Genomic DNA, 5,862 nt, shown 5'->3' with positions numbered 1-5,862 from the left:
TGCCGAGGCCGAGCAGCCCGCCGCCGAGCCCGCCCCCGCCGTCCAGGCGCCGCAGGCCCCCGCCGAGGAGGCCGCCCCGCGTCGTACCCGGCGTCGGGCCGTGCGCCCCGTGTTCGGGTTCTCCGAGCCCACACAGGCCGCGCCGGCCGCCGAGAGCGAGGAGCCGGAGGCCGAGGCCCGGCGTCGGCCCGCCCGCCCGGCCGTCGCCGTCTTCCAGCCGCCGGTGTTCACCGAGCCGAAGTTCCAGACCCCGGAGCGCGCCGCCGCCGAGGCCGCTGCCGAGGCCGCCGAGGCGGAGGAGCCCGAGGAGTACGCGGAGGAGCGCGCCGAGACCGGTCCGCGCCGTCGTCGCCGCCGGGGTGCCGCCGCCGAGGAGACCCGGGTCGTCGAGGCCGCCGCCGAGGAGGAGCCGGAGGAGTCCGCCGAGGACGAGGAGGCGGAGGAGACCGAGGAGGCGGAGGGCGCCGAGGGCTTCGAGGAGTCCGGCTCGCGCCGCCGTCGCCGTCGTGGCGGCCGGCGCCGCCGTCGCGGTGAGGCCGGCGAGGGTGCGGACGCGGAGGCCGAGGAACTGGCCGCCGAGCAGGCCGCGCAGGACGCCGAGGACACCGCCGAGCAGGAGGAAGAGGACGCCGAGGAGGCCGGAGACGAGGCCGGTGCCTCCTCCTCCAGCAGCCGTCGTCGTCGCCGTCGTCGCCGCCGCGCCGGTGACACCACCGCCGAGACCGAGCCCGGCGAGGGCGACCCGGAGCGCACGGTCGTCAAGGTCCGCGAGCCGCGCAAGCCGGCCGAGCCGTCCGACGAGGTGCAGTCCATCAAGGGCTCGACCCGTCTGGAGGCCAAGAAGCAGCGCCGTCGTGAGGGCCGTGAGCAGGGCCGTCGCCGCGTTCCGATCATCACCGAGGCCGAGTTCCTGGCCCGCCGTGAGGCCGTCGAGCGCGTGATGGTCGTCCGCCAGCACGGCGACCGTACGCAGATCGGCGTCCTGGAGGACGGCGTGCTCGTCGAGCACTACGTCAACAAGGAGCAGTCGACCTCGTACGTCGGCAACGTCTACCTGGGCAAGGTCCAGAACGTGCTGCCGTCGATGGAGGCCGCCTTCATCGACATCGGCAAGGGCCGCAACGCCGTCCTCTACGCCGGTGAGGTCAACTTCGAGGCGCTGGGCATGGCCAACGGCCCCCGCCGCATCGAGTCCGCCCTCAAGTCGGGCCAGTCGGTGCTCGTCCAGGTCACCAAGGACCCGATCGGGCACAAGGGTGCGCGTCTGACCAGCCAGGTCTCCCTGCCGGGCCGTTACCTCGTGTACGTCCCCGAGGGCTCGATGACCGGCATCAGCCGCAAGCTGCCCGACACCGAGCGGGCCCGGCTGAAGACCATCCTCAAGAAGATCGTCCCCGAGGACGCGGGCGTCATCGTGCGCACCGCCGCCGAGGGCGCGAGCGAGGAGGAGCTGCGCCGGGACGTCGAGCGGCTGCAGTCGCAGTGGGAGGACATCCAGAAGAAGTCGAAGAACGGCAACGCCCCGACGCTGCTGTACGGCGAGCCGGACATGACCGTCCGGGTCGTGCGCGACATCTTCAACGAGGACTTCTCCAAGGTCATCGTCAGCGGTGACGACGCGTGGGAGACCATCCACGGGTACGTCTCGCACGTCGCGCCGGACCTCGCCGGCCGGCTGTCGAAGTGGACCTCCGAGGTCGACGTCTTCGCCACCTACCGGATCGACGAGCAGCTCGCCAAGGCTCTCGACCGCAAGGTCTGGCTCCCCAGCGGCGGTTCGCTGGTGATCGACAAGACCGAGGCGATGATCGTCATCGACGTCAACACCGGCAAGTTCACCGGCCAGGGCGGCAACCTGGAGGAGACGGTCACCAGGAACAACCTGGAGGCGGCCGAGGAGATCGTGCGCCAGCTCCGGCTGCGCGACCTCGGTGGCATCGTCGTGATCGACTTCATCGACATGGTCCTGGAGTCCAACCGCGACCTGGTGCTGCGCCGCCTGCTGGAGTGCCTGGGCCGCGACCGTACGAAGCACCAGGTGGCCGAGGTGACCTCGCTGGGCCTGGTGCAGATGACCCGCAAGCGGGTCGGCCAGGGTCTGCTGGAGTCCTTCTCCGAGACCTGCGTGCACTGCAACGGCCGCGGTGTCATCGTGCACATGGAGCAGCCGGTGTCCGCCGGCGGCGGTGGCGGCAAGCGCAAGAAGCGCGGCCGTGGTGCCGACGCCCAGGAGCACGTGCACGAGACGGCCGCCGTGGCCGTCGAGACCGGCGAGGCCGTCGAGCCCGAGGTGGAGACCGCCGCCGCGGTGGCCGCCGAGGTCGCCGAGCCGGTCGCGCTGCCGGCCCCCGACTTCGCGCCGGACGAGGAGCTGTACAGCAGCGTCGCCGAGGCGGAGGCGGCGGCCACCCGTGGCCGTACCCGCCGCCGGGCCAGCCGCCGGGCCTCGGCTCCGGCGGGCGCGCCGAAGGCCGAAGCGCGCCGCGCGGAGGCGCCGAGGACCGAGGTCGCCGTGGCCGCCGTGGCGCCGACCGCGCAGGACGTCACCGCCGAGGAGGCGGCAGCGCGCCCGGTGCGTCCGGAGCCGGCCGCCGAGGCCCTGGCCGCGCCCGCGGCCGTCGAGGACCAGGTGGTTCCGGCGCCGCAGGCCGAGGCCGCCGAGGAGGCCGCGCCCAAGGGCCGTACGCGCCGTCGTGCGACCCGGAAGGTGTCGGCGCCGGCCGGTTCCCCGGCGGGTGTCGAGACGGCCGCCGTGGTGACGGTGCCCGAGACCGCGCCCGCGGTCGAGGCGCCGGCGGCCCGGCCCGAGGCCGAGACCGCGGCTCCGGTCGCCGTCGAGGAGACGCCCGAGCCCGCCGAGAGCGCCGCCCCGGCCCGTCCGCGCCGCCGTGCCGTGCGCAAGGCCACGGCGCCGACCGCGTCCGAGGAGGCGGCCGTCGTGGTCGTCCCGTCGGCCGCGACGGAGGAGGCCGCCGGGGCCCCGGCCGGCGAGGTGACGGCCGAGGAGGTGGCCGAGGCGACCGCTCCGGCCAAGAAGGCGGCCCGCAAGACCGCCAAGAAGGCCACGGCGAAGAAGGCCGCCGCCAAGAAGACCACGGCGAAGAAGACCGTGGCCAAGAAGACGGTCGCCAAGAAGACCACGGCCAAGAAGGCGGCCAAGACGGCCGCCGCGAAGTCCACGGCGAAGAAGACCACCACGGTCTCCGCCGCCGCGGACGTGGCCGACGAGGGCTGACGCCCGGGCTGTGGGGCCGGTCCGCGTGACCGGCCCCACACCCACCGGGGCCCGGTTTGACCCCCCAGGTCATGGCCCCGTAACCTTGACCGTCGGCGTGTCCACTGAACGCGCCACATCCCCGTAAACCTCTTCCTCCTGGACGCAATGCGGGCCGGGAGAGGTCGTCCGTGGTGTTCCTGGGCGGCTGGCCTGCGGGGGTGCCGGTTCTGAACGAGCGAAAGAGAGATCCGCGTGTACGCCATCGTGCGCAGCGGTGGTCGCCAGCACAAGGTTGCTGTCGGCGACATCGTTGAGGTTGACAAGATTTCCACCGCCAAGGTTGGCGACACGGTCGAGCTCTCGACCCTGCTCGTTGTCGACGGCGACGCTGTGACCAGCGACCCGTGGGTGCTGGCCGGCATCAAGGTCCAGGCCGAGGTCGTGGACCACCACAAGGGCCAGAAGATCGACATTCTGCGCTACAAGAACAAGACCGGCTACCGCCGTCGGCAGGGCCACCGCCAGCAGTACACGGCGATCAAGGTCACGTCGATCCCCACGGCTGCGAAGTAAGGGACTGAGGAGACATGGCACACAAGAAGGGCGCATCGTCCACCCGGAACGGTCGCGACTCCAATGCCCAGCGGCTCGGCGTGAAGCGCTTCGGCGGTCAGGTCGTGAACGCGGGTGAGATCCTGGTCCGCCAGCGCGGCACCCACTTCCACCCCGGCGCCGGTGTCGGCCGTGGCGGCGACGACACGCTGTTCGCCCTGCAGGCCGGTGCGGTGGAGTTCGGTACCCACCGCGGCCGCAAGGTCGTGAACATCGTTCCGGTCGCCTGAATCACCTGATTCAGCAGCACCGAACGCTTTCGCGAGGCGGACCTCACTTCCCGGTCGGGAAGGCGGGTCCGCCTTTCGCGTGTTGACGCTAGACATACCGATCGTTTTCTGGAGGCACTGAACCATGACCACCTTCGTGGACCGCGTCGAGCTGCATGTCGCCGCGGGTAACGGAGGTCACGGCTGTGCCTCCGTACACCGCGAGAAGTTCAAGCCGCTCGGCGGCCCGGACGGCGGCAACGGCGGCCGTGGCGGTGACGTCATCCTCACCGTCGACCAGTCGGTGACGACACTTCTCGACTACCACCACTCCCCGCACCGCAAGGCCACCAACGGCAAGCCCGGCGAGGGCGGCAACCGCTCCGGCAAGGACGGCCAGGACCTCGTCCTGCCGGTGCCGGACGGCACGGTGGTGCTGGACAAGGCGGGCAACGTGCTCGCCGACCTGGTCGGCCACGGCACCTCGTACATCGCCGCACAGGGCGGCCGGGGCGGCCTCGGCAACGCGGCGCTGGCCTCCGCCCGCCGCAAGGCGCCCGGCTTCGCCCTCCTCGGCGAGCCCGGGGACCTGCACGACATCGTGCTGGAGCTGAAGACGGTCGCGGACGTGGCCCTCGTCGGCTACCCGAGCGCCGGCAAGTCCTCGCTGATCTCCGTGCTCAGCGCGGCCAGGCCGAAGATCGCCGACTACCCCTTCACGACGCTCGTGCCGAACCTCGGTGTCGTCACCGCCGGCTCGACCGTCTACACCATCGCCGACGTGCCCGGTCTGATCCCGGGCGCCAGTCAGGGCAAGGGCCTGGGCCTGGAGTTCCTGCGGCACGTGGAGCGGTGCAGCGTGCTGGTGCACGTGCTGGACACCGCGACCCTGGAGTCCGACCGCGACCCCGTCTCCGACCTCGACATCATCGAGGCCGAGCTGCGGGAGTACGGCGGCCTCGACAACCGGCCCCGGATCGTCGTCCTGAACAAGGTCGACGTGCCCGACGGCAAGGACCTCGCCGAAATGGTCCGGCCCGACCTGGAGGCCCGCGGCTACCGCGTCTTCGAGGTGTCGGCCGTCGCCCACATCGGGCTGCGCGAGCTGTCGTTCGCGCTCGGTGAGCTGGTCGCCAAGGCGCGCGCGGCGAAGCCGAAGGAGGAGGCGACCCGGATCGTCATCCGGCCCAAGGCCGTGGACGACGCCGGTTTCACCGTCACCCGTGAGGAGTTCGGCGGCGAGCCGCTGTTCCGGGTGCGCGGCGAGAAGCCCGAGCGCTGGGTCCGCCAGACCGACTTCAACAACGACGAGGCCGTCGGCTACCTCGCCGACCGGCTCAACCGCCTCGGCGTCGAAGAGCGGCTGATGAAGGCGGGCGCGCGGTCCGGCGACGGTGTCGCGATCGGTCCCGAGGAGAACGCGGTCGTCTTCGACTGGGAGCCCTCGGTCATGGCCGGCGCGGAGATGCTGGGCCGCCGCGGCGAGGACCACCGCTTCGACGGCGAGCGGCCCGCGGCGCAGCGCCGCCGGGAGAAGCAGGCGGAGCGGGACGAGGCGCTGCGGGAGTACGACGAGTTCGACCCGTTCGAGTAGGACTCGAGCAGGTTTCGGCCATGCCAGAGGGTGGGCCGGAGGTTTCCCTCCGGCCCGCCCTCTCGCGTTCTGTGCCGGTGTCGGCCGTCGGAGCCGTCAGCTGTCGCCGTCGGTCAGCTCCTCGGCTGCGTAACCGCGAAGCCAGGTCCGGAAGTCCGGGCCCAGGTCTTCACGTTCGCACGCCAGTCTGACAATGGCACGCAGATAGTCGCCACGGTCGCCGGTGTCGT

General features: G+C 72.2%; 4 protein-coding genes and 1 pseudogene. 4 read left to right on the top strand and 1 reads right to left on the bottom strand.

The features are described 5' to 3' along the window. The 4 genes from ABT288_RS49195 to obgE all read left to right on the top strand — a co-directional run. Positions 1–3,235 (top strand): Rne/Rng family ribonuclease (locus ABT288_RS49195; RefSeq protein WP_351623316.1); only part of this gene is annotated, 3,235 nt, incomplete at its 5' end. A gap of 234 nt (positions 3,236–3,469) precedes the next feature. Then, positions 3,470–3,790 carry a 50S ribosomal protein L21 gene (gene rplU, locus ABT288_RS49190; protein WP_009188585.1) on the top strand — a complete coding sequence of 107 codons (321 nt, stop codon included), beginning with the start codon at positions 3,470–3,472 and terminating at the stop codon, positions 3,788–3,790. Positions 3,791–3,804: 14 nt separating this feature from the next. Further along, positions 3,805–4,059 (top strand): 50S ribosomal protein L27, encoded by a 255-nt coding sequence (gene rpmA, locus ABT288_RS49185; protein WP_023550764.1) that lies wholly within the window; start codon positions 3,805–3,807, stop codon positions 4,057–4,059. A gap of 124 nt (positions 4,060–4,183) precedes the next feature. Next, positions 4,184–5,632, top strand: a complete 1,449-nt coding sequence (gene obgE / locus ABT288_RS49180) for a GTPase ObgE (RefSeq protein WP_351623315.1) — start codon at positions 4,184–4,186, stop codon at positions 5,630–5,632. Between the two features lie 96 nt (positions 5,633–5,728). Here obgE and ABT288_RS49175 read toward each other — a convergent pair. Continuing rightward, a pseudogene (locus ABT288_RS49175) lies at positions 5,729–5,862 on the bottom strand (UTP--glucose-1-phosphate uridylyltransferase); the annotation flags it as partial.

The sequence above is a fragment of the Streptomyces sp. NPDC001093 genome (assembly GCF_040298985.1).
GTDB lineage: Bacteria > Actinomycetota > Actinomycetes > Streptomycetales > Streptomycetaceae > Streptomyces.
The sequence above is the reverse complement of the archived record's forward strand: the minus strand, read 5'-3'. Positions and strand labels throughout refer to the sequence as shown.

Excerpts from the sequence above, each read along its gene's own strand:
- obgE (WP_351623315.1), top strand. The coding sequence starts at position 4,184 with ATGACCACCTTCGTGGACCGCGTCGAGCTGCATGTCGCCGCGGGTAAC.
- rpmA (WP_023550764.1), top strand. The coding sequence starts at position 3,805 with ATGGCACACAAGAAGGGCGCATCGTCCACCCGGAACGGTCGCGACTCC.